Annotated in this window: 21 protein-coding genes and 2 rRNA genes (1 of these 23 cut by a window edge); 21 read left to right on the forward strand and 2 right to left on the reverse strand. The window is 51.9% G+C overall.

Features of this window, described 5'->3' with window-relative positions; genetic code table 11:
• The 3 genes from SNR34_RS03195 to ybaK form a co-directional block, all read left to right on the forward strand.
• Positions 1-2,539: ribosomal RNA gene (locus SNR34_RS03195) — 23S ribosomal RNA — on the forward strand; it begins 387 nt to the left of the window's first position.
• Positions 2,540-2,661: 122 nt separating this feature from the next.
• Positions 2,662-2,778 (forward strand): 5S ribosomal RNA (gene rrf, locus SNR34_RS03200).
• 197 nt (positions 2,779-2,975) lie between these two features.
• Complete coding sequence (ybaK, locus tag SNR34_RS03205; RefSeq protein ID WP_486181122.1) at positions 2,976-3,458, forward strand: Cys-tRNA(Pro) deacylase; 483 nt, start codon at positions 2,976-2,978, stop codon at positions 3,456-3,458.
• A gap of 112 nt (positions 3,459-3,570) precedes the next feature.
• On the opposite strand, the gene SNR34_RS03210 is transcribed toward ybaK, so the two are convergent.
• A complete protein-coding gene (locus SNR34_RS03210; protein ID WP_486181123.1) occupies positions 3,571-3,756 on the reverse strand; it encodes a hypothetical protein in 186 nt (61 codons plus the stop codon).
• A 78-nt stretch (positions 3,757-3,834) separates the two neighbouring features.
• Between SNR34_RS03210 and SNR34_RS03215 the strand changes: the two genes are divergently transcribed.
• The 18 genes from SNR34_RS03215 to SNR34_RS03300 all read left to right on the forward strand — a co-directional run bounded on the left by SNR34_RS03215 (position 3,835) and on the right by SNR34_RS03300 (position 24,477).
• Positions 3,835-4,824, forward strand: coding sequence for a LacI family DNA-binding transcriptional regulator (locus tag SNR34_RS03215; protein WP_339275930.1), 990 nt, complete (start codon positions 3,835-3,837; stop codon positions 4,822-4,824).
• Positions 4,817-5,698, forward strand: coding sequence for a ribokinase (gene rbsK, locus SNR34_RS03220; RefSeq protein WP_486181124.1), 882 nt, complete (start codon positions 4,817-4,819; stop codon positions 5,696-5,698). Before SNR34_RS03215 ends, rbsK begins: the two co-directional genes overlap by 8 nt.
• The gene (gene rbsD / locus SNR34_RS03225; RefSeq protein ID WP_236420729.1) at positions 5,695-6,096 is read left to right on the forward strand and encodes a D-ribose pyranase; all 402 of its coding nucleotides are present in this window, start codon (positions 5,695-5,697) and stop codon (positions 6,094-6,096) included. The genes rbsK and rbsD overlap by 4 nt, the downstream gene beginning before the upstream one ends.
• A 14-nt stretch (positions 6,097-6,110) precedes the next feature.
• Complete coding sequence (locus SNR34_RS03230; protein WP_236420730.1) at positions 6,111-7,592, forward strand: sugar ABC transporter ATP-binding protein; 1,482 nt, start codon at positions 6,111-6,113, stop codon at positions 7,590-7,592.
• A 10-nt stretch (positions 7,593-7,602) separates the two neighbouring features.
• Positions 7,603-8,565 (forward strand): ABC transporter permease subunit, encoded by a 963-nt coding sequence (locus SNR34_RS03235; RefSeq protein ID WP_438286900.1) that lies wholly within the window; start codon positions 7,603-7,605, stop codon positions 8,563-8,565.
• A 14-nt stretch (positions 8,566-8,579) separates the two neighbouring features.
• Positions 8,580-9,509 (forward strand): ribose ABC transporter substrate-binding protein RbsB, encoded by a 930-nt coding sequence (gene rbsB / locus SNR34_RS03240; RefSeq protein WP_486181125.1) that lies wholly within the window; start codon positions 8,580-8,582, stop codon positions 9,507-9,509.
• A 176-nt stretch (positions 9,510-9,685) separates the two neighbouring features.
• Positions 9,686-11,194, forward strand: coding sequence for a spore germination protein (locus tag SNR34_RS03245; protein WP_486181126.1), 1,509 nt, complete (start codon positions 9,686-9,688; stop codon positions 11,192-11,194).
• 64 nt (positions 11,195-11,258) lie between these two features.
• Positions 11,259-12,374 (forward strand): GerAB/ArcD/ProY family transporter, encoded by a 1,116-nt coding sequence (locus tag SNR34_RS03250; protein WP_339275935.1) that lies wholly within the window; start codon positions 11,259-11,261, stop codon positions 12,372-12,374.
• On the forward strand, positions 12,371-13,570 hold the full coding sequence (locus SNR34_RS03255) for a Ger(x)C family spore germination protein (RefSeq protein ID WP_339275936.1): 1,200 nt from the start codon (positions 12,371-12,373) through the stop codon (positions 13,568-13,570). The genes SNR34_RS03250 and SNR34_RS03255 overlap by 4 nt, the downstream gene beginning before the upstream one ends.
• Before the next feature lie 35 nt (positions 13,571-13,605).
• Positions 13,606-13,824 carry a hypothetical protein gene (locus SNR34_RS03260; protein WP_486181127.1) on the forward strand — a complete coding sequence of 73 codons (219 nt, stop codon included), beginning with the start codon at positions 13,606-13,608 and terminating at the stop codon, positions 13,822-13,824.
• Between the two features lie 609 nt (positions 13,825-14,433).
• On the forward strand, positions 14,434-15,672 hold the full coding sequence (locus tag SNR34_RS03265) for a saccharopine dehydrogenase family protein (RefSeq protein WP_236420737.1): 1,239 nt from the start codon (positions 14,434-14,436) through the stop codon (positions 15,670-15,672).
• Position 15,673: 1 nt separating this feature from the next.
• Complete coding sequence (nspC, locus tag SNR34_RS03270) at positions 15,674-16,801, forward strand: carboxynorspermidine decarboxylase (protein ID WP_486182389.1); 1,128 nt, start codon at positions 15,674-15,676, stop codon at positions 16,799-16,801.
• 335 nt (positions 16,802-17,136) lie between these two features.
• Positions 17,137-20,256, forward strand: a complete 3,120-nt coding sequence (locus SNR34_RS03275) for a GNAT family N-acetyltransferase (RefSeq protein ID WP_486181128.1) — start codon at positions 17,137-17,139, stop codon at positions 20,254-20,256.
• Positions 20,257-20,271: 15 nt separating this feature from the next.
• On the forward strand, positions 20,272-21,141 hold the full coding sequence (locus tag SNR34_RS03280; RefSeq protein ID WP_486181129.1) for an amidohydrolase family protein: 870 nt from the start codon (positions 20,272-20,274) through the stop codon (positions 21,139-21,141).
• A 157-nt stretch (positions 21,142-21,298) separates the two neighbouring features.
• Positions 21,299-22,138 (forward strand): helix-turn-helix domain-containing protein, encoded by an 840-nt coding sequence (locus tag SNR34_RS03285; RefSeq protein WP_486181130.1) that lies wholly within the window; start codon positions 21,299-21,301, stop codon positions 22,136-22,138.
• Between the two features lie 45 nt (positions 22,139-22,183).
• Positions 22,184-22,315 (forward strand): hypothetical protein, encoded by a 132-nt coding sequence (locus SNR34_RS03290; RefSeq protein ID WP_486181131.1) that lies wholly within the window; start codon positions 22,184-22,186, stop codon positions 22,313-22,315.
• A 43-nt stretch (positions 22,316-22,358) separates the two neighbouring features.
• Positions 22,359-23,447: a DUF418 domain-containing protein gene (locus SNR34_RS03295; protein ID WP_486181132.1), complete on the forward strand. Its 1,089-nt coding sequence runs from the start codon at positions 22,359-22,361 to the stop codon at positions 23,445-23,447.
• A gap of 178 nt (positions 23,448-23,625) precedes the next feature.
• Entirely contained in the window at positions 23,626-24,477 is an 852-nt protein-coding gene (locus SNR34_RS03300; protein ID WP_486181133.1) for a Cof-type HAD-IIB family hydrolase, read from the forward strand.
• An 89-nt stretch (positions 24,478-24,566) separates the two neighbouring features.
• Here the strand turns inward: SNR34_RS03300 and SNR34_RS03305 are convergent, their stop codons facing one another.
• The gene (locus tag SNR34_RS03305; protein ID WP_343262432.1) at positions 24,567-25,925 is read right to left on the reverse strand and encodes an MATE family efflux transporter; all 1,359 of its coding nucleotides are present in this window, start codon (positions 25,923-25,925) and stop codon (positions 24,567-24,569) included.
• Between the last annotated feature and the right edge of the window lie 44 nt (positions 25,926-25,969).

Genomic DNA, 25,969 nt, shown 5'->3' on the forward strand with positions numbered 1-25,969 from the left:
GAAAGTCGGCTCTCTCCGAGACGGATCCCGAGTAGTGCGGGGCACGTGAAACCCCGTATGAATCCGGCAGGACCATCTGCCAAGGCTAAATACTTCCTAGCGACCGATAGTGAAGCAGTACCGTGAGGGAAAGGTGAAAAGCACCCCGGAAGGGGAGTGAAATAGAACCTGAAACCGTGTGCTTACAAGAAGTCAGAGCCCATTTTAGGGGTGATGGCGTGCCTTTTGTAGAATGAACCGGCGAGTTACGTTCCCGTGCAAGGTTAAGGTGAGAAGCCGGAGCCGCAGCGAAAGCGAGTCTGAATAGGGCGACATAGTACGTGGACGTAGACCCGAAACCGGGTGATCTACCCCTGTCCAGGGTGAAGGTGCGGTAACACGCACTGGAGGCCCGAACCCACGCACGTTGAAAAGTGCGGGGATGAGGTGGGGGTAGCGGAGAAATTCCAATCGAACTCGGAGATAGCTGGTTCTCCCCGAAATAGCTTTAGGGCTAGCCTCGGAAAACAGAGTCGTGGAGGTAGAGCACTGATTGGGTGCGGGGCCCGCAAGGGTTACCAAGCTCAGTCAAACTCCGAATGCCATAGACTTACTTCCGGGAGTCAGACAGTGAGTGCTAAGATCCATTGTCAAAAGGGAAACAGCCCAGACCATCAGCTAAGGTCCCCAAGTGTGTGTTAAGTGGGAAAGGATGTGGAGTTGCACAGACAACCAGGATGTTGGCTTAGAAGCAGCCACCATTGAAAGAGTGCGTAATAGCTCACTGGTCGAGTGACTCTGCGCCGAAAATGTAACGGGGCTAAACACACCACCGAAGCTATGGCTTGATCTTATGATCAGGGGTAGGGGAGCGTTGTATAAGGGTTGAAGGTGTACCGTAAGGAGCGCTGGACATTATACAAGTGAGAATGCCGGTATGAGTAACGAAAAGATCAGTGAGAATCTGATCCGCCGAAAGCCTAAGGGTTCCTGAGGAAGGCTCGTCCGCTCAGGGTAAGTCGGGACCTAAGGCGAGGCCGAAAGGCGTAGTCGAAGGACAACAGGTCGAAATTCCTGTACCACCGTAAATCGTTATGAGCGATGGGGGGACGCAGTAGGGTAGTGACGCAGGCTGATGGATGCCTGTCCAAGCAGTGAGGCTGGTTAGTAGGCAAATCCGCTAACCATAAGGCTGAGCTGTGATGGGGAGTGAAAATTACAGTAGCGAAGGTCATGATCTCACACTGCCAAGAAAAGCCTCTAGCCAGATGAAGGTGCCCGTACCGCAAACCGACACAGGTAGGCGAGAAGAGAATTCTAAGGCGCGCGGAAGAACTCTCGTTAAGGAACTCGGCAAAATGACCCCGTAACTTCGGGAGAAGGGGTGCCCCGGTAGTGTGAATAGCACGAGGGGGCCGCAGTGAAAAGGCCCAAGCGACTGTTTAGCAAAAACACAGGTCTGTGCGAAGCCGTAAGGCGAAGTATACGGGCTGACGCCTGCCCGGTGCTGGAAGGTTAAGGGGAGCGGTTAGGGATTTATCCCGAAGCTGTGAACCGAAGCCCCAGTAAACGGCGGCCGTAACTATAACGGTCCTAAGGTAGCGAAATTCCTTGTCAGGTAAATTCTGACCCGCACGAATGGCGTAACGACTTGGGCGCTGTCTCAACGAGAGATCCGGTGAAATTTTAATACCTGTGAAGATGCAGGTTACCCGCGACAAGACGGAAAGACCCCATGGAGCTTTACTGCAGCTTGATATTGAATTTGGGTACGATCTGTACAGGATAGGTGGGAGCCTGAGAAGCATGAGCGCCAGCTTGTGTGGAGGCACCGTTGGGATACCACCCTGATCGTATCTAGGTTCTAACCTGGTGCCCTAATCGGGTACGGGGACAGTGTCAGGTGGGCAGTTTGACTGGGGCGGTCGCCTCCTAAAGAGTAACGGAGGCGCCCAAAGGTTCCCTCAGAATGGTTGGAAATCATTCGAAGAGTGCAAAGGCATAAGGGAGCTTGACTGCGAGACCTACAAGTCGAGCAGGGACGAAAGTCGGGCTTAGTGATCCGGTGGTACCGCATGGAAGGGCCATCGCTCAACGGATAAAAGCTACCCTGGGGATAACAGGCTTATCTCCCCCAAGAGTCCACATCGACGGGGAGGTTTGGCACCTCGATGTCGGCTCATCGCATCCTGGGGCTGAAGTAGGTCCCAAGGGTTGGGCTGTTCGCCCATTAAAGCGGTACGCGAGCTGGGTTCAGAACGTCGTGAGACAGTTCGGTCCCTATCTGTCGTGGGCGTAGGAAATTTGAGAGGAGCTGTCCTTAGTACGAGAGGACCGGGATGGACGTACCGCTGGTGTACCAGTTGTTCCGCCAGGAGCACCGCTGGGTAGCTATGTACGGACGGGATAAGCGCTGAAAGCATCTAAGCGTGAAGCCCCCCTCAAGATGAGATTTCCCAGTATGTAAGACCCCTTGAAGACGACGAGGTAGATAGGCTGGGGGTGGAAGTGCAGCAATGCATGGAGCTGACCAGTACTAATCGGTCGAGGGCTTATCCAAAAAAATGCAGGTTCTAAGATCGCAAGTTTCGTTTCGAATCCAGTTTTCAGAGAGCAATCTCTGAGTGAAAAACGGGTACATCACTTGATGTGCGGATCGTTTTTCAATCCAAAGCAAAATCGTTTGGTGGCGATGGCGGAGGGGTTCCACACGTTCCCATCCCGAACACGACCGTTAAGCCCTCTAGCGCCGATGGTACTTGGACCGCAGGGTCCTGGGAGAGTAGGAAGCCGCCAAGCACTTCAAAAACACACTCGAATAATTTCGAGTGTGTTTTTTTATGTTCATTTGAGCGTGTTCATTTCCATACGATGAGGACAGCGATGTGGAGACCTGCTTCAAATTGGTCTAGATTTGTCTGGGTCCGTGAATTTTGAATGCCGGGGATGTGGAATACCGACGGCGATGTCCTATATAATAGGCTTTGGTGATGAAAATGGCTAAAAAAACGGACAAAACGAACGTAATGCGTATCCTCGACCAAATGAAGATCCCATACGAATATAACGTCTTCGACAACGAAACGCAGGATGTCTTTGAAGTGTCCCAATCTCTCGGTAGAGATCCTGCTTGCGTATTCAAAACGCTCGTGACCTCCAATCGTTCGAAGGAATACTATGTCTTCATGGTACCAATTGAGAAGGAACTGGATCTGAAGAAGGCCGCCAAAGTGGCCGGGGAGAAGGCTTTGGAGATGATTGCCCAGAAGGAACTGCTGCCTCTCACGGGTTATGTACACGGCGGCTGCTCGCCGATCGGCATGAAGAAGCCGTTCAAGACATATATCGACCAGACCGCAGCAGACGCGGAGCGCATTTATTTTTCGGGTGGGCGGGTTGGATATCAGCTTGGATTGCCGTTAGGCGACCTGCAAAAGGTCATCGACGTGTTTCCAGCCGATATTACTAAGGACTCCTAAACGCTGGCCTTAAGAAGATCTCCTTTTCACGTATAAGTTTCTGCAATCTCATAAAAGTCTTGTTTTGCTCAAGCGGCCACGATCAGTACTTCATTGAACAGTGGCCGCTTATTTATGATGAATAGTTTTCAGCCAGAAGGCTTCCAGTTGTTTCATACCTTAGAGGCCAGGTGATGAGGTGTACCCCTTCATTTAATCGTGGTTTATTCGGCTTTTCAGCTAATATTCTTACGCCGGTCATTCCTTCTGCATTTCCTATTTCAGGGAAAGGATTAGTGTTATCAATCGGTTTCTTCAAAAAAGGGGTTGTCACAGTAAACAAAGTGTGATATTTTTATGTCTGTAACCGGTTACACATTCAGAGGTGAAAAGTTCAATGACAACGATCAAAGACGTAGCGAATTTGGCTGGCGTTTCGGTAGCCACCGTATCAAGGGTCATTAATGAAAGAGGTTATGTTCATGCGGACACTCGCAAGAAAGTGGAGGATGCCATCAAGCAGCTTAACTTTTCTCCAAACGAGGTGGCCCGTTCTTTATACAAGCGCAAGTCCAAACTGATTGGCCTGCTGCTTCCGGATATTGCAAACCCTTACTTTCCGCAGCTTGCACGCGGGGTGGAGGACCGGATGCAGGAACAGGAATTCAGATTGATTTTCGGAAATAGCGATGAGGATGAACAGAAGGAGCAGGATTACATCCAAACCTTTATTCAGAATAACGTCGTCGGCGTCATTTCTTCAACGAATTATCCTCATTCTCACATATATGAAAGCTTGAAGATCCCTGTTGTCTTCCTGGACAGGACGCCGTTGGACAGTCCGTCCGTATTTGCAGATGGCAGAGAGGGCGGCCGGCTGGCCGCCAGGGAAATCATCAAGCGAGGAAGCCGCCGAATCACGGTCATGCAGGGACCGGCACATATCAAACCTGCACAGGACCGCTTCAAGGGCGCGATCGAGAGCATCCGCGAAGCCGGTTTGGATTATCGTGTAGTCCAGACCACCTCCTTTTCGATTAACGATGTGGGATTATGGGCGGAAGAGCTTTTTAGCAAGCATGGCGATACGGACGGGGTCATTGCCAGCAATGACATCGCGGCGATGGCAGTACTTCATGAGGCGCTGCGAATCGGAAAAAAAGTACCGGAAGACTTGCAGATTATCGGCTTCGACGATATCCCGATGAGCAGCCTGCTGTCACCGGCTCTATCGACCATTCGCCAACCGGCGTACGAGATGGGAAGGGAAGCGGCCGGTCTGCTGATCAATCTGGTAGAACAAGCGCCCATCGATACAAAACATATACAGCTGCCCGTCAGCTTCATTGAGCGGGGCACGACAAGAAAGGTGAATTCAAATGGCTAAAGTATGCGTAATCGGAAGCAGCTCCATGGATCTGGTCGTTACTTCCTCAAGACGGCCGGGGGCGGGGGAAACCGTCCTTGGCGACAGCTTCAAAACCGTCCCTGGCGGCAAAGGTGCTAACCAAGCGGTTGCTGCGGCAAGGCTGGGTGCCGAAGTGTCCATGATCGGCCGGGTAGGCGATGATGCGTTTGGTACAGACATTTTGAACAACTTCAAAGGAAACGGTGTCGATGTGCAAAATGTGAAACCGGTTACACATATGGAGAGCGGAACGGCTCATATCATATTGGCCGAAGGTGATAATAGTATCGTGTTCGTGGAGGCGGCAAATCGCGAAGTGACGCCAGAATATGTCGATGAAGCTGCGGACGTGATCCGCAATGCCGATATCGTGCTCATCCAACAGGAGATCCCGGAAGAAACCGTTGTTCGGGTCAGCAAGATTTGTGCGGAAAGCGGGACTCCGCTGCTGCTTAATCCGGCCCCGGCGAGACCATTACCCGATGAGGTCATCAACAATGCAGCTTACATCACGCCGAATGAGCATGAAGCCGAAATCCTGTTTAAGGGCATGACGCCTGCGGAAGCGCTGCGGAAATATCCGAACAAATTGTTTATTACGGAAGGCAGCAACGGGGTTCGCTACTTTGACGGGGAACAAGAAATCGTCGTGCCGACGTACAAGGTGGAGGCAGTCGATACGACGGGGGCAGGCGATACGTTCAATGCCGCATTTGCGGTCGCTTTGGCGGAAGGCAAGCCGCTCCAAGACAGCGTTAGATTCGCGAACCGGGCTGCATCGCTATCCGTGACAAAGTTCGGGGCACAAGGCGGCATGCCGATGCGACACGAAGTGGAGGAAGGCCTGAAATGAAAAAGCAAGGAATGCTGAACAGCCATATTTCCAAAATACTGTCGGATTTGGGCCATACGGACATGATTGTGATCGCGGATGCGGGCCTTCCGGTTCCTGAGGGGGTTGCCAAAATCGATTTGGCGCTCAAGCTCGGAACGCCGAGCTTTCGGGAGGTCGTCGAATTGATCGCAGACGATATGGTCGTTGAAAAAGTGGTTTTGGCGCAAGAAATCAAGGAGGGCAACCCGGCGGCATTGCAGCTCGTTACGGAGACGTTCGGAAGCGAAGCCGTCGACGTGTCGGTCAGCCATGAACAATTCAAAGCGCTGACCAGGCAAGCCAAAGCGGTCATCCGCACGGGTGAAGCCACGCCGTATGCCAATTGCATTTTGCAATCGGGCGTCATATTCGGTTAAAGGGGGACGGCATCATGCATATTCGGATGCAAGGCATATATAAGGCGTTCGGCACCAATCAGGTGCTGAGCGGAGTGGATTTCGAACTGAAGGAAGGCGAGGTTCATGCTCTTATGGGCGAGAACGGGGCCGGCAAATCCACGTTAATGAACATTCTGATCGGCCTTCATCAACGGGATCAGGGAACGATCGCCATCGACGGCAAGGAAACGTATTTTTCCAGCCCGAAGGAGGCCGAGAAAGCGGGAGTTGCTTTTATTCATCAGGAGTTGAACGTTTGGCCGGAAATGACGGTGCTCGATAATCTTTTCATCGGCAAGGAGCTTACATCGTCAATGGGATTGCTGAATACGCGACAAATGAAAGCGCTTGCCAATGAGCAGTTTGCCAAACTGTCCGTGCAAATCCCATTGGAGCGTCCGGCAGGAGAGTGCTCTGTAGGTCAGCAGCAAATGATTGAAATCGCCAAAGCGCTAATGACCGACGCCAAAGTCATCATTATGGACGAGCCGACGGCGGCGCTTACGGAGCGCGAAATCCAGAAGCTGTTCGGCGTGATCGCTTCGTTGAAGAAAAACGGGGTGTCTATCGTTTACATCTCGCACCGGATGGAGGAGATTTTCACGATCTGCGACCGAATTACGGTGATGCGGGACGGCAAAACGGTCGATACCAAGCCGATCCCGGAGACGAGCTTTGACGAGGTGGTCCGGAAGATGGTTGGCCGGGAGCTTACCGAGCGATATCCGTCCCGTCATCCTTCGTACGGCGAAGTGGTCCTCGAAGTGCGGAATGCCAGCAGTAAAGGTTTGTTCCAAAACATCAGCTTTACGGTGAGAGCAGGAGAGATCCTTGGATTTTCGGGGCTGATGGGCTCAGGGCGAACCGAAATCATGCGGGCGATCTTCGGACTGGACGGGATGGACAGCGGAGACATCATGATGCGCGGCAAAAAAGTGAACATCCGGAAGCCGGCAGACGCAGTCAAACACGGCATCGGTTTTATTACGGAAGACCGGAAGGACGAAGGTTTAGTGCTTGATTTCTCCATCCGCGAAAATATGGCCTTGCCGAACTTGTTCAGCTTCTCGAGCAAAGGATTCATTTCCGGGCAAAAGGAACAGGATTTCGTCGACACGCTGATCAAGCGTTTGCAAATCAAGACACAATCTTCGGAGACGGCAGCACGTAACCTGTCCGGGGGCAACCAGCAAAAGGTGGTCATCGCCAAATGGGTCGGCATCGGGCCGAGCGTACTGATTCTGGATGAGCCGACGCGCGGGGTTGATGTGGGCGCGAAACGCGAAATTTATCAGCTGATGAACGAGCTGACGGATCGCGGCGTCGCCATCATCATGGTATCGTCAGAGTTGCCCGAGGTGCTGGGCATGAGCGACCGGATTGCGGTCGTGCATGAAGGACGCATCAGCGGCGAGCTGGCAAGGGAAGAGGCAACGCAGGAAAGCATTATGACATTGGCTACAGGGGGAAAGTAACATGACAACCATGCAAGAAAACCAACCCGCCAAAAGCGGTTTCCGCTTGACGAATGTGACACAGAAACTGGGTCCGCTGCTCGGACTGATCATTCTTATTTTTATCGTATCGGTATTGAATCCAAGCTTTTTGGAACCGCTTAACATTTTGAACCTGCTGCGTCAAGTCTCGATCAACGCGCTGATTGCCTTTGGCATGACGTTCGTCATCCTGACCGGCGGCATCGACTTGTCGGTAGGCTCTATTCTGGCTTTATCCAGCGCGTTCGTGGCCAACTTGATGTTGTCCGGTCTTGATCCGATCCTGTCGATCATTATCGGGGTAGCGCTCGGCGGCGTGATGGGTATGGTGAACGGGCTGATGATTACGAAAGGCAAGATGGCTCCGTTTATCGCCACATTGGCAACGATGACGGTATTCCGCGGATTGACGCTGGTGTACACGGACGGAAACCCGATCACGGGATTGGGCGACAGCATGCTGTTCCAACTGTTCGGCCGGGGTTATATGTTCGGTATTCCCGTACCGGCCATTACGATGCTGATTACGTTTGTCATTCTGTGGACGATTTTGCACAAAACGGCCTTTGGCCGCAAAACGTACGCCATCGGCGGCAACGAGAAAGCGTCCATCATTTCAGGCATCAAAGTGCATCGCGTGAAAATCATGATTTATTCGTTGGCAGGCATGCTGTCCGCACTGGCAGGCGCAATCCTGACTTCCCGCCTGAATTCCGCGCAGCCGACGGCCGGCACATCGTATGAGCTGGACGCCATCGCTGCCGTCGTTCTCGGCGGAACAAGCCTCTCGGGCGGCAGAGGACGGATCGTCGGCACATTGATCGGGGTACTGATCATCGGCGTGTTGAACAACGGTTTGAACTTGCTCGGCGTCAACTCGTTTTATCAAATGGTTGTCAAAGGCGTCGTCATTGCCATTGCCGTCCTGCTGGATCGCAAGAAAACGGCTTAAGGAGAGAAACGAACATGAAAAAATTGACCATATTGCTTGTAAGCGTAATGATGATCGTTCTGGCAGGATGCTCCCTGGAGCCTCCGGGTTGGGCCAAGCCTGATGCTGCCGGGGGCAATGATCAGAAAAAAATCGGACTGTCCATTTCCACCTTGAACAACCCGTTCTTCGTTTCCCTGAAGGACGGCGTGGTAGCGGAGGCGGCAAAGCAGGGGATTCAAGTCATCGTAGTTGACGCACAGAACGATTCGGCCAAACAAACCAATGACGTCGATGATCTGATTCAACAGGGCGTAGATGCCTTGCTGATTAACCCTGCGGACTCCGCGGCAATCTCCACGGCGGTGCAATCGGCCAATAGTGTCGGCATTCCCGTAATTACGCTGGACCGTTCCGCAGACAAAGGCGACGTAGCAGCACTCGTTGCGTCCGATAACGTCAAAGGTGGACGAATGGCCGCAGAGTATTTTGTGGAGAACTTGGGCGAGGGTGCAAAAGTTATCGAGCTTGAAGGTGTACCGGGAGCTTCGGCAACGAGAGAACGCGGAAAAGGGTTCCATGAAGTGGCCGACCAGAAGCTTAATGTAATCGCCAAACAGTCTGCCGACTTTGACCGCTCCAAAGGGTTGAATGTCATGGAGAACCTGCTGCAAGGAAATCCGGACGTACAGGCGGTATTTGCCCACAACGACGAGATGGCGCTTGGTGCCATTGAAGCGATCCAAAGCTCGGGCAAGGATATTCCGGTCATCGGGTTCGACGGCAACGATGACGCGATCAAGTCCATCAAGGACGGCAAGCTGACCGCAACGGTTGCCCAACAGCCTGCACTGATCGGCCAATTGTCGGTACAGGCAGCGATGGATGTGTTGAACGGCAAACAGGTGGAGAAATCCATCCCTGCCGAATTGAAGCTGGTAACCAGAGAAAACGCAGGCGAATAACAGCCCGACGATCCCGTTTTGGACCCCGTGTCCGAAACGGGATTTTTGCATTTCGTGAGTGAGAAGCTATTCCTTTCATTCCCTGAAATGAATAATTCGTGGATGGAACGCAAAAGATAGCGACACCTATAAATATCTCAACGACATCAGATAATGCATAACAGGGGGGCATGAGGATGAGCACAACCATGGATTTGCTGTTGAATGAACCGTTTACGGGCAGCATGTCGGCCGACGAGGCGAGGCTAAGATCCATTTTCACAGGCTGTTCGGACATGGTGTTTCATGCGTTTACAACGGCAGCTCACACTTCTGTGTTATGCATTTATTGCGTTGGGCTGTGCGATACGGAAAGGCTCGAGCGCCAGGTATTGGCTCCGCTGCAGCAATCGGCGGCAAATGTCAGGATCACGGTTGGTGCTTCACATGAAACGACACATGGCACGACACATGGAACGCCCTCCGCTCTGGAGCATGATGAGACGATGAGGGGCACCAGCACTTCCGAAGCACCCATGTCGTCCGTGGAAATGGTGCATACCATGGGTCAGGCGGTACAGGCTCTTATGGACGGAGGGGTATTGCTTCTCATGGATGGGGAAACCTCGGGAACCGTATATCCGCTATACAAAACACCGAATCGAACGCCGCAGGAACCTGCCGCCGAATCGACGGTTCGCGGAGCACGGGATGGATTCACGGAATCGTTGGACGTAAACTTGTCTTTGGTGCGGAAACGAATCAAAACACCTTCGCTAAAGCTGAAAAAAATGACAGTGGGGGAATATACGAGTACGCAGGCAGCCTTGGTGTACGTGGAAGGCATTATCGATCCTTCCTTATTGAAGGAAGCGGAGTCCAGATTAAATCGCCTGAATCTCAAGGAGGTTCTTGAGAGCCAGTACATCGAAGAGGCGATCATTGACCAGAAACACTCGCCTTTTCCCCAAATGATGTCCACGGAACGTCCGGATGTGGTTGCATCGAATGTGCTGGAAGGCCGCTTTGCGCTGATTGTGGACGGCACGCCCTTCAGCCTGATCGCACCTGTCACATTATTCTCCATGCTGCAATCTCCGGAGGACTATTATCAAGATCAGTACATGAGCGTGTTTATCCGCTGGCTGCGGTATTTATTTTATGTCCTGTCGCTGCTGCTGCCCTCGGCGTACGTGGCCATCACGACCTTCCATCAAGAGATGATTCCAACGGTATTGATGCTGAGCATCGCAAAGGCAAGGGAGGAGATTCCATTTCCGGCACTGGTGGAGGCATTCATTATGGAAATTTCCTTCGAAGCTTTGCGCGAGGCAGGCGTCAGGCTGCCCAAACAGGTCGGTTCCGCAGTCAGCATCGTCGGGGCGCTGATCATCGGTCAGGCTGCGACGTCAGCAGGCATCGTGTCCGCCCCCATGATCATTATCGTAGCCATAACGGGCATCGCGTCCTTCATGATTCCGCGATATGCGGCCAGCATCGTTACGCGTCTGCTTCGTTTTCCGATGATGCTGCTGGCGGGCACACTGGGCCTTACGGGTGTGATGCTCGGCCTGATCCTCATCGTTATCCATTTAAGCAGTCTGCGTTCCTTCGGTGTGCCATATCTGTCTCCAGCAACGCCGACCTCAGTCCGCAGCCTCAAGGATGTCTGGTGGCGCCCTTCGCCCAAAGGTAGTCCGAAATGAATCGGCAGTCGCAGCGGTTTATACAGTTTAATTGCATACAGCATTCATGAAAGGGGCATTTGTTATGCTGACAGACAAAGGCAAAATATCGTCGGCACAATTGGCTTTCATGATTTTCCCGGCGATTCTGGCGACATCCATTTTGTCCGTGCCAAGCATGACGATGCATTTTGCCGGGCATGACATGTGGATTTCCCCGCTGATCGGAGCTGTGGTCGGACTTGCCGTCATCGGCATTTCCTTTGGTCTTCACCGGCTCTATCCCGGGCAAACCATCATGCGGTCAAGCACGCAAATTGCAGGATGGTGGGGCGGTAAAGCAATAGGCTTTATTTTTCTGCTCTATTTGCCGCACTTGACCGGCTTGATCATTCGCGAATACGGCGAGTTCATAGCAAGCAATGCGCTTCCTCGAACTCCGCTGTTTGTCGTGATGGGCACGATGGTTCTGGTGTGCGCGATCAATGTGCGGCTGGGCATCGAAGTGGTTGGGCGAACTTCGCAGGTGTTTGTGTCGATTCTGGTTATTCTGATGTGCCTGATCTTCATCTTGTTAATTGGAGAGCTTCATCTGGGCGAATTGCTGCCTTTCCTGGAGAACGGGATTGTTCCCATATTTAAAGGAGCCGTTGCTCCGGCCGCCTGGTTTAGCGAGTACATCGTGCTTGCCTTCCTGCTTCCCTATCTTGACGGGAAGAAGAATCCGGCCAGAACGATGATGTTTTCGCTTGTTTTGACAACAGGGGCCATGATTGTTACCAATTTGTTCTGCTTGTTCCTGTTGGGGGATTTGACGGACAGCTTTGCCTTTCCGTTTATGATTGCTGCGCGTTACATCACGATTGCCGATTTCCTGCAGCATATCGAGGCGGTTGTCATCGGCATTTGGATTTTCGGCATCTTCGTTAAAATCTCCGTGTTTCTGTACATATTCGCGACGTCCACGGCGGAATGGTTCGGCTTGGATAATTACAAACCGCTCGTATTCCCTCTTGCATTTTTATGCATGGTATTTGCATACTGGTTAGCCTCGGATGGCCTTGGAGTCGCTGGCCTCGTAAGCGCATCGGCCAATGTGTACACGATGTCTGTCCTATTGGTCCTCCCGGCCATGATTTACGGACTTGCACTGCTAAAGAACATGTTCAAGCGGACTCCAAGGGATGGCAAAAAAGCATGAAAAATAACGGGAGATTAAAACGATATGCAATCGTTCTAGTCGGTTTAGGCCTGTTGTTGGCCGGTTGCTGGGACCGGAAGGAGATCAACGATTTGGCGATCGTTCTTGCCACAGGCATTGACTATGAAGATGGCAGAGTGGAGCTGACGGCCCAGATTTTCATTCCCCGCAAAGCGAGTGGAGGAGCGGGCGGAGGCACAGGCGGAGCTGGAGAGAGCAGCCCGAGCGGGGTTACCATGGTGCGGACAGCCGAAGGAAGCACCATTGCCGAAGCATTGAACCGGCTGCAGCGAAAGGTCCCCCGAAACATGTTTTGGGGCCACTGCGAGGTTGTTGTCATCAGCGAAGAGGCTGGAAAACAGGGACTGCGGGAATATATCGATTTTTTGCTGCGATATCCGCAGTTCCGCGAGCACGCTTACGTTTTTTCCAGCGCAGAGCCGACCAAGGAATTGCTGGCCCTGCTGGACCCGCTCGAAAGAAGCTCTGCCGAATCCTTGCGGGAGATGGCAAACATGGGGCTGGGCACGCGAGTGACCGTGCTGGATTTGGCCCAGTCCATCGAGGGCCCGAGCCGGTCAGCCATTTTGTCCCGGATGCTCATTCTTCCACCTGATCCGGGGCAAAGCAAACAAACGACGACGCCTTACATCAAAGGCCTGAGCATATACAAGAACGGCCGCTATGTCCGGACCGCCAAAGAGCCGCTTAGCATAGGGATGCTGCTGCTGTCCAACGAATTGAATAATATCATCATGCCGGTTGAATTGGAGCGGGAGAAGGGGGCATTTTCCATCCGTCCTTTCGAAATGAAAACAGAACTGATCCCGCACGTCAAGGGAAAGGACTGGTCCATGGAGATCAAAGTCCGGTCAAAAGGAGAAGTCGTATTGAACACGACCAACGCCAACTTGACCGACCCTTCCAAGATGAAGGAACTCGAAAAGGCTTGGTCAGACAGGCTGAAGGCATTGGCGGAGGAAGCGCTTGAACTTGCCCAGCACGAGCTGCAAGCCGATCTGTATAAATTTTCGGTCGAATTTCGCAGGCACTATCCCGAGCAATGGAAAGAACGACATCGGCAATGGGACGCCGTTTTCTCGAATCTTGACGTGAAGGTCGACGTCCGCGCTCGCATTGCCCGCACCGGGAAATCGACCGATCCTCAAGGAATTACGGAACAAAGTGCCGACTGAGCACATATCCATATTGGGATGAAGGAGAAGATGCAATGAAATCAGCCTCGATAGTCGGCATCGTGCTGCTGGCAGCGGCCATAGTATATGGGGAGTGGAAAAACACCCCGCAGCGGCGGGAGAGATGGGTGGTTGCAGGCATTATGGCCGGAGCCGTAATTCTGTCCATCGTGCTTCTGCTGCTGCCGGGCATTCCCGGTCCCAGCCAGTTCGTAAAGTTGGTGTTCGGGCAAGTGGACCAATACATGAAATGAACATCGGTGCTACATTCGGCGTGATTATGTCATATGCGTCTAAGAATGACGTCTTCGCTGGATAAAAATGTTTTTATAAAAATGACTTGTTTTTTTCTTCAGCGTCTGATATTGTATAACCTGTGATTTTGGAAAGCGGATATATCAACATTGAATCGGAACTTTCCAGCAGATAATTTTTGACCACTCCTCAAGAGTCAAGGCCATACGGACAGCCGGGTCAAATGCCGATTGGCAACGAAATGTTGCCTTATTGATTGAGTTAAAAGCTCAAATTTTATAAGTTGGTTACTTTACAACCAGTGCATCTGCACATCAACTTGTGAAACGGTCAATAAGAGTGGTAAAGGCGAATTATTTGCTATATAGACTCTGATCCAATATTGATATACATGAAGGAGCTTTCCGCCAGGAACATTCTACGGAATTTCTGTGGTCATGGAACGTGACGCCTTTTTAATGATGTATATCGACAAGCAAGTGTGATGATGCGCGATTAGGCCATTTTGCACTTGCTTTTTTTGTTGTGTTAGAAACGGAACTGGGAAAGCTAAATGAACTGAGTTCAAAACAAATCAAAAAAATTCACTTGGGTTAGGAGAATGGAAAATGGGTAAAGCACTAATCATCGGCGCGGGCGGCGTAGCTTCCGTAGCAGTTCACAAATGCGTTCAAAACAGCGAAGTTTTCGAGGAAATCTGCATCGCAAGCCGCACGAAATCCAAATGCGACGATCTTAAAGCCAAACTGGATGGCGGCAAAACAAAAATCACGACTGCACAAGTGGATGCAGACAACGTTGAAGAGCTGATCGCCCTGATCAATGAATTCAAACCGGATATCGTCATGAACCTGGCTTTGCCTTACCAGGATTTGACGATCATGGATGCATGCTTGGCAACCAAAACACATTACATGGATACAGCCAACTACGAGCCGGAAGATACGGCGAAATTCGAATACAAATGGCAATGGGAATACAAGGAGCGTTTCGAAAAAGCCGGCATCACGGCACTGCTGGGCAGCGGCTTTGACCCAGGCGTAACTGGCGTATTCTCCGCATACGCGCTGAAACACTACTTCGACGAAATCGAGTACATCGACATTCTCGACTGCAACGGCGGCGACCACGGTTACCCGTTTGCGACCAATTTCAACCCTGAGATTAACATTCGCGAGGTTTCGGCGAACGGAAGATATTGGGAGAACGGCGAATGGATCGAGACCAAACCTATGGAAATCAAACGTGTCTACGACTTCAAAGAAGTGGGCGAAAAAGACATGTACCTGCTGTACCATGAGGAGCTCGAGTCCCTGGCGAAAAACATTCCTGGCCTGAAACGCATCCGTTTCTTCATGACTTTTGGCCAAAGTTACCTGACTCACCTCAAAGCTTTGGAAAACGTGGGCATGACTTCGATCGAACCGATCGAGTTCGAAGGCAAACAAATCATTCCTTTGCAATTCCTGAAGGCGGTACTGCCTGATCCTGCGTCCCTCGGTCCTCGCACCGTGGGCAAAACGAACATCGGCTGCATTTTCAAAGGCAAAAAAGACGGCAAAGACAAAACGTACTACGTGTACAACGTATGTGATCACCAAGAGTGCTACAAAGAGGTTGGCTCCCAAGCGATTTCTTATACAACTGGCGTTCCGGCCATGATCGGTGCTGCCATGGTCATCACTGGCAAATGGAATAAACCGGGCGTATACAACGTGGAAGAGTTCAACCCGGATCCATTCATGGAAGAACTGAACAAATGGGGCCTTCCTTGGGTAGAAGACTTCAACCCGGTTCTCGTTGACGAACTGCCGGAAGAAGCAAAAGAATCGGAGCTTGTACGTTAAGATGCGGTTCGAGCAATTACCGACACCATGTTTTGTTGTTGACGAAGCACTGATTGAGAAAAACCTGAAAATCCTGAACGGTGTCATGCAGCGTACTGGCGCGAAAATCGTGCTGGCTCAGAAGGCCTTCTCCATGACGGCGATGTATCCGCTCATCGGAGAATACCTGAGCGGCGCAACCGCAAGCGGGCTGTACGAAGCCCGTTTGGGCCATGAGGAAATGGGCAAAGAGAATCATGTCTTCGCCCCGGCCTATCGCGAGGACGAGATCGATGAGATCATCTCGATCTGTGACCACATTATTTTCAATTCGTTTTCGCAGCTGGCGAAGTTCAAAGATAAGGCGCTTCAGGCTGGCAGAAAAGTAGGGCTGCGCATTAACCCGGAATGCTCGACCCAGGTCGGCCACGAAATCTACGATCCTTGTTCCCCGGGTTCCCGTTTCGGGGCCAAACACGAAGATTTCCGCGCCGAGCTGCTGGACGGCGTCTCCGGACTGCACTTCCACACCTTGTGCCAGCAAAATTCCGACGATCTGGAGACGACGCTGAACGCGGTGGAAGAGAAGTTCGGACAATGGCTGCCGCAAATGGAATGGATCAACTTCGGCGGAGGGCATCACATCACGCGCGAAGATTACGACATTCCGAGATTGGAAGCCTGCATCAAACGTATGCAGGAGAAATACAACCTGGAAGTGTATCTGGAGCCGGGTGAAGCTGTTGCGCTGAACGCGGGTTTCCTGGTCACTTCCGTATTGGATTTCCACAAAAATGGCATGGACATCGCCATTCTCGACACATCGGCGACATGTCATATGCCGGACGTACTGGAAATGCCGTACCGCCCACCGCTTGTCGGTTCGGGAGAAGCAGGCGAGAAGCCGTACCTGTACCGTTTGGGCGGGCAAACTTGCCTGTCTGGCGACGTGATCGGCGATTATTCGTTCGATCAGCCGCTGAAAGAAGGCGACCGTCTGGTATTCGAAGACATGGCGATCTATTCCATGGTCAAAACGAATACGTTCAACGGCATGCCGCTGCCAGCTATCGCTGTTCGCCGAAAAGACGGCGATTGCGAAGTGGTTCGCCAATTTGGCTATGAAGATTTCAAAACGAGATTGGCCTGATTTATTTTTTTCATTATACGACTCAGCGCTGCTCAGGCAGAACGGTGGATCAATGATCTCCGACAGCCTGCTTGAGCGCGATCGCATACCAACCGGATTCCTATATAGGGGTCCGGTTTTTTGTTGCAGGTCCATTTTTTCCAGAATTAACAAAAAGTTCACATAGAAGACACATGGCTCCTGTATAATTTTGTATGATAAAGGAATCAAGCTTCCATTCGAAGCTGCTCCATATATACGGGGACAAGCTTTAGAAGGATGGTTTGATTTTTTTACATACCGAACTTTCAGTCCGTATTTAAGCAAAAGCCATTTTTCTGGAGGTGAACGTTTGAATGATCAGTGCAAAAGAAGTGGAAATCGTTGAATATGAGCCAGCCTTCGCTGCTTCCGTCGCAAAAATGTGGAATATGAGCCAGGACAGCTGGGGAGGCGACAGCACGGTCCGGACGGAGGAACAAATCATCAAAGAACACCAAAATAGCCCGTACCTCCACGTTTTTTTGGCCATGGTTGACGACGAGGTCGTCGGATACTGCAGTTTCTCCCATTATAAAGAAGACCAAGGAGCGCTTTATATTCCATTGTTGAACGTGCGCCCGGATTATCACGGCCGCAAAGTCGGAAAACGGCTTATATTGCGCGCGTTGGACGAAACGATCAAACGAGGTTGGCCGCGATTGGATTTATATACTTGGGCTGGAAACACCAAAGCCGTGCCTGCGTACAAAAAATGCGGATTTTTCTGGGAGCGGCGGGATGACACGACGCATCTCATGAACCTGATCCCTTCGGTGCTCCAGACCGAGGCCGTGAAGCATTATTTCGATGAACTGGATTGGTATGCCGATAGCCTGCGGGAGATCGTCATCAGCCCGGATGGCCGCCAAGAACGCGGATTCGATTACTTCACTTACGAATGGAGCAAAGGCTCCACTTACCTCAAAATGGAGTACGAGCGCACGGGGCGCGGACTGCGCCTCATTGAAACCGAGGACTATTTAATTGAAGCAAGCATTCCCGAGCAGCATGAGCTTCCGTTCGGCGCCCATTATCCCATCATGTACAAAGCCGTAAACAAAAGCGGCAAACCGCTCACTGTAGATGTGCAAAGCGTTAGCAATGCCGGGATCAGCTTTGACTTGCAGGAGAGCATGAACGTTGAGCAAACCGGAACCATTGAGGGTACTTTTTTCGTGCAGCCTGTGGAGGAAGACCAGAATCCCTTCGAAACGCATCCGGTGGTGGAAGCCGAACTTCGGATCAATGGCAAACAAGCGACGTTCAAAATCGGAATTGAGCCCAAGTATCCGGTAAAAATCAAGTTTCATGCCCCCCAACTGCCCCTGCATGCAGGCCAAACGTACAACCTTGACCTGACCGTGGAGAACGAATACGCGGCGGATGGCGTGTTTGAATTCGAGCTGCCTTCGGATGGTATTCTCGCCTTCGTGCAGCCGACCGTTCGGATCGCAGTTCCGGCCAAAGGCAGACAGTCGATCGCGGTGAAGGCCGAGCTGCTCGAATATGGTATATGGCATCATAAGGTAGGCATTTACAGTATAACGGACAGCGAAAAGAAACGGGTTCATCAGCAAAAAACAAGCATCGTTTTTCAGGGGATCCATGCGGCCTTTGGCGGAGAAACGGAACAGGAATGGATGATTTCCAATGGCCCTTATTCGGTCCGGTTAGGAAAATCCCAGCCGATGATCTCGATTTATGGGGGGAACAAAGATGTCATTTCGCTTAGTTTCCCAAGCTTTGGTTTGCCGTATAGCGATGCTTTTGAGAAGAAACGGGCAGCGCGTGTTGCTTGGCGGCATGAAGGTGCCATGATCATGGAAGCCGATTATGAGATTGCTTCATTTCATCTAAATCTCACCCTCGTTGTGCAGCTGCATAATAACGGCGTGATCAGCCGTCATTTTATCGTTCGTAACAGTGATGCTGCACCTGAGCGTACGGAACCATTATATATGAAGGAAAAATTTCATTTTGGCTTGGAAGGCGCGATTATTCCGTATCAGGGACAATATGTGGATGCAGGTCAAAGCCCGGATGCCGCCGACAAAGATTATTGGGAACTGACCCAATTCACCGAGAATTGGCTGTATGCTAAACAAGGAGACCATACAAGAGGCATCACATGGCCTGAAGGCAGACAGCTCACCAGAGAAAATTGGCTTTATGGACTTGAACACGAATTGGGACCGCTCCCTGCGGAGAGCGTTGCTCAGACCGAACCGATTCGGATCGCCGTGGGGACATGGCAAGATTGGCGCGATTTCCGTGCGTTTGCGTTGAAGGGCGAGAAGGGCACCGATCTGCATACAACGGCACATCTGGAGCTGATCGTTAACGATCGCAATCCGTTCATACATGGAGAGGCTGCCGCCCGTATTGTAGAACGGAAAAATACGCTGTTGGCCGGCGAAATTCACGTTTCGTCCGTAAAGGAAGGCATTGTCCCGGCATCGCAACTCGTGTATGAAGAGGAACAACGCACCGTTGTGGCTTTGCCGTTAAACGCGAAGCCTGCACTGGAGGCCGATATCGTATCCGTCCGGCTTGATATGGAAGATTACGAAGTGAAACGGCATCGTGCGGTATTTCCGGTCACGGGAGACGGCGTAATCCTCCAGACAGAGCCATCGGAGCATGGCGATCTATGCATGGCCGACAATGGCGTTCTGCGGATTAAAGCCAGTTCCGTGTATGCACCGGCGCTCTTCTCTCTGCAATATCACGGGCAAGAATGGCTGGAGTCTTCCTACCCGCAGGCCGGGCCGAAGTCGTGGTGGAATCCATGGACCGGGGGAATTACGGCCGGAATCATCGGCATGTCCGAATCGAGCCTGATGAAGGAACCTCGCGAGGTTTCGTTTGCGGAAATGAAGGATTCGGCGGGCAATGCTTGGTCAGGTATCCGAATGACGGTGAAGGTTACTCATCATGCCAAATATAAGGGGATCACGATGCACCATTACTTCCTTATGCTTCCCGGCGCGCCTGTGCTGGCATCGGTCGTTGGCATCGTTCAGCATACGGGGGCTCCGCTGCATCCGCTGCACCTGATTCATTATACCTCCTGCCAGGCAAGCCGGGATATTAAGGATTGCCGCGTATACGTTCAGGATCAGTCCGGGGAAGGGGTCGTATACAAGGCTGGCCGGGTTCAATTGGAAGCGAAGAGCGCCAGCGGCATCATTCAATATGGATCACGGGAAAGGGAGCAGCGCTTGATGACCGTTTCCCATCCCGGATTGGAATCGGTGGAAACCGTAATCAATAACGAGTTATCCTTTTCCGTGAATATCGAAAAATTGTTCGTTCCGGATCGTCAAGGAAAAATGGGCAAACCCCATTTTTGCATCATTTCGGATCTGCCCGCGATGCAGGACGCCTACGCGGATTTGCAGGCCCTTCGTTTTGACGATGCCAACCTGAAATAGAAAGGACTGCTTGGGATGAAAATCATTGATGCGCACATTCACTACTCCAACATCGCGGCGTTCAAAGAGACTGCACAGACGCAGGCATCCATCGAATATACTTCGAAAGGCCTGCTGGAGGAGTTCAGGAACGCCGGCGTAATCGCCGGGGTAGGCATGGGTGTGACGGAAACGGAAGAAGGTCTGTTTCCGGACGCTGCCGCCCTTAATCCGATGCTTCTTGATCTGGAGCCGTTGTTGCCGGATAACATATACACATGCGTCGGCATTAATCCGCTAACCTTGCATCAGGATGGTCAAATTGAAGCGCTGGAGCAATCCCTGCGTTCCGAACGCGTGGTGGGGATCAAGTTATATGCGGGATATTACCATTTTAACGTCGGCGACGAGATTTACGATCCGGTATATCGCTTGGCTTCCGCTTATGAGCTTCCCATCGTCATTCATGGAGGGCTGACGTATTCGGATCACGGGTTGTTGAAATACTCCCATCCGCTCTCGATGGAAGAGACGTTCATGAAACACCGCAACCTGACCTTTATGATATGCCATCTCGGTGATCCGTGGGTGATGGATACGGCGGCTTTGCTCGAGAAAAATCCGAATCTTTATGCCGATCTGTCCGGCTGGATTGTCGGGGATGCGGCAAAGGTGCAACGATTGCAGCGCGAGCAGACGTACGTGGACCATTTCAAACGCGCCATTGTCTTTGCCGAGAAGTATGACCGTCTCGTGTTTGGCACGGACTGGCCGCTGGTACCGCTTGAACCATATATTCGGTTCGTACAGAACCTGATTCCCGAGCAGCACTGGGAAGATGTATTTTATAACAATGCACTGCGCGTGTTTCCAAGACTGCAGCAGGCACTAGCGTCTAATGTATAGGCAGGGCAGGGGTAACTAAAGATCATACCAACGAAACCGGACTCTAGCTTGTGAATGTCCGGTTTCGTTTTTTTTGTGTTTCATAACTTGACCTTAGGTCAGACCTAAGGTATATGCTTGAGTCAAATCCAAGGAAAAAGAACAGGAGGGACAAACAGTGAAAAAGGAGATTACCATTAGCGAGCTTGCAAAACTGATGCGCGTGTCCGTCCATCAGATTCGTTATTTCGAGGAAAAGGGCGTGTTGTTTCCGGCTTACATGGACGACAATCAATATCGCATGTATGGCATGGACGAAATTTATCGGCTCGCACATATTTTGCTGCTGCGCAAAACGGGTTTGTCCGTGCAAGCGATCCGGGATTGGAGCGAAGAAGGAACCCCGGACGATATGCGGCGGTTGCTTCGGCAGTCTCTTTCCAGGATGGAAGCCGAGATGGAGCGATTGCGAACATTAAGCGGTTTTATCCACAAATTGTTGGACGAGAACGAGCGTTATGGGCAGGAGGCTTCTTTCTTCGAAGTTGTTCAGCGTGATCCATCTGTTCTGTCCTCGTGGTTCGAAACAGACATCGAGGCGGATGTCGATGCGCGCATGTTAGCCCAGCGGGCCGATCCGCTGCCAGAGCTGTTTGAAACGGACATTCATTACGTATATGAGGGAGGCCATCGCGTACGGCTGTGCACGGAAGTGCAAGACACGGACGGGGACGTGGTTCTCCCGGCTGGCGAATATTTGTCCTACAGGTTCTCGATTCATGACGAAGAAGGCCTGCAGCAACATTTTGACCAATTTCAGGACTTCGCTGACCGCAGCTCCCTTGTTCTAACCGGGCCGCAAATCCTTGTGGAGAGGTCGTATCTGTCACTGTTCACCCAAGAAAGCATACATTACGAGCTGCTAGCGCGAGTTGATCGCAGCGGCGGTGACGTTATGGAGCCCGGCACAGCACATTCATGGCGTGGTTGTTCGGCGAACGAGAATGGAATGAGATGATACATGAAGGTCTGGATTACTCGCAAGAAAGGAATGCAAAGACACATGAAAAAGAAATGGGGAATCGCGTTGTTGAACAGCTTATTTGTGCCAAGGAACATCACGCCAAAGGGGTACATGGATGAAATCGCAGATTTCCTGCAAAACCTTCATCCACACCAGAAAGTGCAGCCGTGAAACCGGATGTTCCGGGAACTTTTGATACGGGGAGGGATAGGATTTGAAACCGAAGCCGCCGAACGGAAGGATTGTCGGTCTGGATTTGGCGAGAGCCATTGCCATCATCGGCATGATCATCGTCAATTATAAACTGGCCATGGGAGCACAGGATGCAGGCCCGAATTGGTTGAGGATATCAACAGGGCTATTTGAGGGCAGGGCTTCCGCGCTGTTCGTGATCCTCGCCGGAATCGGGGTGTCGCTTATGACGGCCCGGGCGAGGACTTCCGGAAATGAGGAGCTGTTGAAGGCAAGCCGGAAGACGTTATACCGCAGGGCATCCTTTCTTTTCGTTGCTGGAATCAGCCTGCTGGGAATCGGCTGGAGCGCGGACATTCTGCACTACTACGCCTTATTTATTACCCTGTCGGCGCACTTTCTCCGATTATCGGACAAAAAGCTGCTTGGATGGATGGTTTTTGTTCTTATAACAACGTGTTTTCAATTATTATATTTCGATTACAGTTACGGCTGGTCAGCGGATTACCATGAATATGCCGGGCTGTGGACATGGCCTGGATTCGTTCGCAACCTGCTGTTTAACGGATTCCATCCGTTATTTCCGTGGTTGGCGTTTTTTCTGCTCGGGTTGTGGCTCGGCCGGAAGGACTGGCTTATAAGGAAAGAGCCAAGAGGCCGCTTGCTCACAATTGCCGCGAGTACTGCGGTAGTGACTGAGTTCTGCTCCGGCTTTCTCGTTCGGAAATTGTCATCTGGTTTGGGAGCTGAAGCGGCTCAGGCGCTGTTCGGCAGCAAACCAATGCCGCCAAACCTGATCTATGTCTTTGCCGCGGCCGCATGGGCACTGACTGTGCTTGCATTATGCATTCAATTGGCCGAGCAATGGAAGGACAGGAAGTCGCTCCAAGTATTGGCCAGCACGGGGCAGCTCTCCCTTACACATTATGTGGCCCACGTCGTGATCGGACTTGCCCCGCTTCAACTGCTGGGCATATTGGAGAATGGCAGCGTCATATTGTCGACCATTCATGCTTGCCTCTTTTACGCTGCCGCTGTCGCCTTTTCGGTGTATTGGAACAAACGCCATAGTCGCGGTCCGCTGGAGCTCTTGATGCGGAAATGGGAGTGACGGCAAAGAAGGGCACAGGGCTAACAAGACTATCCTTGACAATCCGTGGACAAACGGCTTGACTTGGAACGCGTTCCAGCCTGTACACTGGCCTTATGGAGCGTAATCGTCTGGTCGTCTTTTGGATCATGGAGACACTATGCTGCCATATCGCGTCTCAGAAGGGGGAAGTGCATTCATGAGTCAGGACAAGCGCAAAATCGTATTTATCGATATCGACGGCACCTTGGTCGGGGATGACGGCATCGTGCCGGAGTCGGCACAGCAGGCTTGCCGTGCCGCGCGGGAGAATGGGCATTTATTATATTTGTGCACAGGGCGTTCCAAAGCCGAAATTTACGACGCCATATGGGACATCGGGTTCGATGGACTGATCGGCGCAGGCGGGGGATATGTCGAGATCGGCGGTACGCCGCTGTATCATAAAAAAGTGCAGCCGGAAGACGTACGCCGGATGGTGGATTTTTTCAACGAACACGATGTGGACTTTTATTTGGAATCCAACTCGGCCTTATATGCGAGCCGCAACCTCAAGGCCCGGCTGGAAAAGCTGATCTACGGCGATGTCGAGAACGATCCGGCGGCCCGCGAAAAAATGGAAAAAACGCCGCACCCGTTCATCGCGGGCTTGACGTATGGCGAAAGCGACTTGTACAAGGATGACGTCAACAAGGTGTCTTTCTTGGAAAGCCGGGTACCTTTCGAGCAAATTAAGAAACAATTTGCGGGTCAATTCGAGGTCATCCAATGCACGGTGCCGATCTTTGGCAAAGACAGCGGGGAGATGATGATTCCCGGCATTCACAAGGCGGTGGCCATCGCCGATTTGCTGGAGCACCATGGTTGGTCCGTGGAGGACACAATGGCGATCGGAGACGGCATGAACGATGCCGAGATGCTCGAATTTTGCAGCGTGGGCATCGCCATGGGCAATGCCAAGCCGGGGCTCAAGGAAATTGCCGACGATATTACGGACACGTTGGATAATGACGGGCTGTACAACAGTTTTGCGAAGTATGGCCTGATCTAGTCTGAAATTGACATCTCAAAGAACCGTGACGGACGCGATGGTCATTGTCACGGTTTTTGGGACTTTGCCCCAGGCAGGGGATAAACCTCTTAATCGCTCATCGTTAATCCCGTTAATCTTTCATGAATTGAACGTTTGCGGTAATAGATGCCGATGGTCAGCAGGACAAGCATTTCGGACAGCGGTACTGCCAGCCATACGCCGGTAACCCCGGAAAATGCGGGCAGGATCGCGATCAGCGCAACCATGATGATCATTTCGCGCGCTGCCGTAATCCAGATGGCCATTTTGGCGTTGCCGACGGATTGGAAGTATGTGCTCATAACGAAGTTAATGCCCATGAACAGGTAAGCAAAGGTAAAGATACGCAGTCCATAAACCGCGTTGTCCATCACGCTCGCGCTGAAGTTGCCGAAGATTTGCACAAAAAAGGATGCGCCGATCTGTACGACGACGAGCAGCAATACGCCGAACCCCAGCGCCGTGCCGGACGCGATCCGCAGCGTCAGCTTGACCCGGTCCAACTGTTTGGCACCATAATAATAACTGACCAGCGGCTGCGCCGCCGAAGCCAAACCGAGGAAGGCCAGAAGCACGACGCCATGGATGTAGTTCAGCACCGTAAAAGAGGCGACGCCGTCCGTGCCGGCCAGCCGATCGAGCGAAATGTTATGGGCGACGGAAAAGACGGACATGCCCAATTCCGCCAAAAAGCTCGGGAACCCGATCAGCACGATGGCCATCAGCCATTTTTTGCTCCATTTGAAGCGAGTGAACTTGAGATGATTGTTTTTTCCGAGAAAATGGGTCAACAACACGAGCAGCGCCAAGGACGCGGAAATGATCGTACCCAGCGCAACGCCGCGTACACCCCATTCCAATACGTACAGCATGAGGTAATTGATGGCGATGTTTGCCGCGGCAAAGGTTATCTGCGCGTACATCGATGTTCGCGGACCTCCGTCGTTGCGCACGAAAATGGTCAATGCGTTTTCGATGGTGAACACGAATCCGAACAACAGGATGACGTTCATGTAATCGGCCGCATACGGGAACGTTTCCGCATTGGCGCCAAGCGCGTAGACCAGCTGCTCCCTCAACGAGAAGGCGGTCAGCCCGATCGCTGCCGTGGCGATCAGAATGATCAGAATGGATTTCGTGAAAATCCGTCTGGCGGAGAGAAGCTCTTTCTCTCCCATATAGTTGGAGTACAGCGTTGCGCCGCCCATCCCGATCCATAGCGACATGGCTACGAACAGCGTATAGACGGGCGAGGCGATGCCGATGCCTGCAAGCGCGGTGGAGCCAAGTTTGTGCCCAACCATGATGCCGTCGATAATAAAGTTGAATGCGATGACCAGCATGCCCAGGATAGAAGGCACGAGGTAGCTCAGGAAAGCTTTCTGTACCGATTGTTTTTCCAAGGGATGCGTCCATGTCGTGTTCATGATGACCTCCATTATTAAACTGAATGTTCATTCTGTTTATATTT

This window comes from Paenibacillus sp. XP01 (assembly GCF_057364885.1).

Excerpts from the sequence above, each read along its gene's own strand:
- ybaK (WP_486181122.1), top strand. The coding sequence starts at position 2,976 with ATGGCTAAAAAAACGGACAAAACGAACGTAATGCGTATCCTCGACCAA.
- SNR34_RS03215 (WP_339275930.1), top strand. The coding sequence starts at position 3,835 with ATGACAACGATCAAAGACGTAGCGAATTTGGCTGGCGTTTCGGTAGCC.
- rbsK (WP_486181124.1), top strand. The coding sequence starts at position 4,817 with ATGGCTAAAGTATGCGTAATCGGAAGCAGCTCCATGGATCTGGTCGTT.
- rbsD (WP_236420729.1), top strand. The coding sequence starts at position 5,695 with ATGAAAAAGCAAGGAATGCTGAACAGCCATATTTCCAAAATACTGTCG.
- SNR34_RS03230 (WP_236420730.1), top strand. The coding sequence starts at position 6,111 with ATGCATATTCGGATGCAAGGCATATATAAGGCGTTCGGCACCAATCAG.
- SNR34_RS03235 (WP_438286900.1), top strand. The coding sequence starts at position 7,603 with ATGCAAGAAAACCAACCCGCCAAAAGCGGTTTCCGCTTGACGAATGTG.
- rbsB (WP_486181125.1), top strand. The coding sequence starts at position 8,580 with ATGAAAAAATTGACCATATTGCTTGTAAGCGTAATGATGATCGTTCTG.
- SNR34_RS03245 (WP_486181126.1), top strand. The coding sequence starts at position 9,686 with ATGAGCACAACCATGGATTTGCTGTTGAATGAACCGTTTACGGGCAGC.
- SNR34_RS03250 (WP_339275935.1), top strand. The coding sequence starts at position 11,259 with ATGCTGACAGACAAAGGCAAAATATCGTCGGCACAATTGGCTTTCATG.
- SNR34_RS03255 (WP_339275936.1), top strand. The coding sequence starts at position 12,371 with ATGAAAAATAACGGGAGATTAAAACGATATGCAATCGTTCTAGTCGGT.
- SNR34_RS03260 (WP_486181127.1), top strand. The coding sequence starts at position 13,606 with ATGAAATCAGCCTCGATAGTCGGCATCGTGCTGCTGGCAGCGGCCATA.
- SNR34_RS03265 (WP_236420737.1), top strand. The coding sequence starts at position 14,434 with ATGGGTAAAGCACTAATCATCGGCGCGGGCGGCGTAGCTTCCGTAGCA.
- nspC (WP_486182389.1), top strand. The coding sequence starts at position 15,674 with ATGCGGTTCGAGCAATTACCGACACCATGTTTTGTTGTTGACGAAGCA.
- SNR34_RS03275 (WP_486181128.1), top strand. The coding sequence starts at position 17,137 with ATGATCAGTGCAAAAGAAGTGGAAATCGTTGAATATGAGCCAGCCTTC.
- SNR34_RS03280 (WP_486181129.1), top strand. The coding sequence starts at position 20,272 with ATGAAAATCATTGATGCGCACATTCACTACTCCAACATCGCGGCGTTC.
- SNR34_RS03290 (WP_486181131.1), top strand. The coding sequence starts at position 22,184 with ATGAAAAAGAAATGGGGAATCGCGTTGTTGAACAGCTTATTTGTGCCA.
- SNR34_RS03300 (WP_486181133.1), top strand. The coding sequence starts at position 23,626 with ATGAGTCAGGACAAGCGCAAAATCGTATTTATCGATATCGACGGCACC.
- SNR34_RS03305 (WP_343262432.1), bottom strand. The coding sequence starts at position 25,925 with ATGAACACGACATGGACGCATCCCTTGGAAAAACAATCGGTACAGAAA.